This window comes from Marinobacterium rhizophilum DSM 18822 (assembly GCF_000378045.1).
Lineage (GTDB): Bacteria > Pseudomonadota > Gammaproteobacteria > Pseudomonadales > Balneatricaceae > Marinobacterium_A > Marinobacterium_A rhizophilum.
Genome location: NZ_KB899141.1, coordinates 1 through 1,563, shown reverse-complemented (window position 1 = coordinate 1,563; position 1,563 = coordinate 1). Strand labels below are relative to the sequence as shown.

The 1,563-nt window shown below is 55.9% G+C and carries 3 protein-coding genes; 2 read left to right on the top strand and 1 reads right to left on the bottom strand.

Annotation, left to right across the window (positions count from 1 at the left end; genetic code table 11):
- Positions 1-380 precede the first annotated feature (380 nt).
- The gene (locus tag F451_RS0124330; RefSeq protein WP_020684019.1) at positions 381-614 is read left to right on the top strand and encodes a hypothetical protein; all 234 of its coding nucleotides are present in this window, start codon (positions 381-383) and stop codon (positions 612-614) included.
- A 71-nt stretch (positions 615-685) separates the two neighbouring features.
- Positions 686-955, top strand: coding sequence for a hypothetical protein (locus tag F451_RS0124325; RefSeq protein WP_020684018.1), 270 nt, complete (start codon positions 686-688; stop codon positions 953-955).
- Between the two features lie 144 nt (positions 956-1,099).
- On the opposite strand, the gene F451_RS28180 is transcribed toward F451_RS0124325, so the two are convergent.
- The coding region (locus F451_RS28180) for a hypothetical protein (RefSeq protein ID WP_169434562.1) at positions 1,100-1,563 on the bottom strand (464 nt) is incomplete at its 5' end.

Sequence of the window (1,563 nt, the reverse complement as noted above, 5' to 3'; positions counted from 1 at the left end):
CCGATCGCCACATTGCGGTGCAGCAAGAATGAAGGGTCGCTGAATCGGCAAAATTGGAAGAAGTTGGTGCAAGATGTTGAATATTTGGAGATTTTTGCCACCTGAGAGTAATCGCCTCCCAAGTAGTTAGTCGCTGTTTGTTATTGCCCAACATTGTTCGTGAAAGTTGTTTTCATCCGTGAAACTTCCGGACGAGAAAGCTAGAGTTCTTGGTCCACAGGCTTCTCTGTTGTTTAGCAAGTTTACCTTTTAATACAAAGTGTTAACGAGTTAACGAGATGGCGCATACAAAACTGGCACAGAGTTCGCTGTATACCGGTCACAGCGAACAGCAGCGGTGAACCCCGCTCTCACCAACACAAATACCCGGAGATACAGCCATGACCATTGCCATCAACGACCTGCACGAAAGCAAGACCCTGGATTCCAAGGCCCTGACCCGCGTCCGTGGGGGCTACATGTATCAGCCCGCCTATTTCGGCCCGAGCTTCGCCAGCATCAAATCGCTGACCAATATCAGCGAGCAGCTCAACATCGCGGTCGGCAGTGCCGGTGTGTTCCAGGGGAACTCGAACACCGTAAGCCAGGGCACACCCTTCATGTGGGCCGTCTAAACGACGAACGCCAATCGATGACAATGGGGGCGAGCGCCCCCGCAGCATTCACTATCCCAAGGAGCAGCATCATGACCCTTTCCATCAACGACCTCGAAAAGAGTGAGCAGCTGGACGTCCAGGCTATGACCCACGTGCGCGGCGGCATGGCGATGTTTGCCAACAAGCAGGCGCATCATTTCGGTCATGGTTTCGGCCACAAGGGACACGGCCCGGCCGTGATCCTGCCAGGCCACCTGTTCAACGGGAAGAGCCTGACCAACTCCTCGACCCAGCTCAATATCGTCGTCAACAGCCAGAACGTCAGTCAGACCAACAGCAATACGGTCTTCCAGTTGTGATCGGTCGGCGGGGGCGGAAGGATACGCTCCCGCTTTCACGTGCGATCCGGGTGGGCGGTTCAAGTCAATGTATGGCTCCCCCCTGGCCCTCTTCGCCGCAACTTGCGGCGGCCAGTGCTCCCCCCCCCCCCCCCCCCAAGCTGACTACCTGTCGTGATGTCTCGAAAGAAACGACGCCATCAGCGCCGCCCACGGCATCAGCATCGCCTCCACCATCATCTGCGCCTGACGCTGCACCTGTTCGACAGCTTCAAGATAGAGTTCGGCCGGGGCAGTGGCCTCGATCTTCTCTTCTGTGATCTTGCCGTCTCGGAATGACATCCGCTCGCCTTGGGTTCGGGCTCCACCATCCGCAAGGTGGATCTCGATCCGTTGATACTCAATCTGAAGCCACCCGGTGGGATCAAACCAAGTTCTGGGGTAGGGGTGAACCGCCCCGGCTTTTCCGGAGACTCCAAGCCTAGAGAGGATGGCGTCATGAATCACTACAAGATTGCTTGGTTCGATCTGGTTTAATCGGCTTTCTGTCTGTTTTTTGCCTCTATCCACTGGGCCATGTACTGCGTGCTTTTCATGGTGTGGTGGCGCAGCATGGCGCCGGTAAAGTT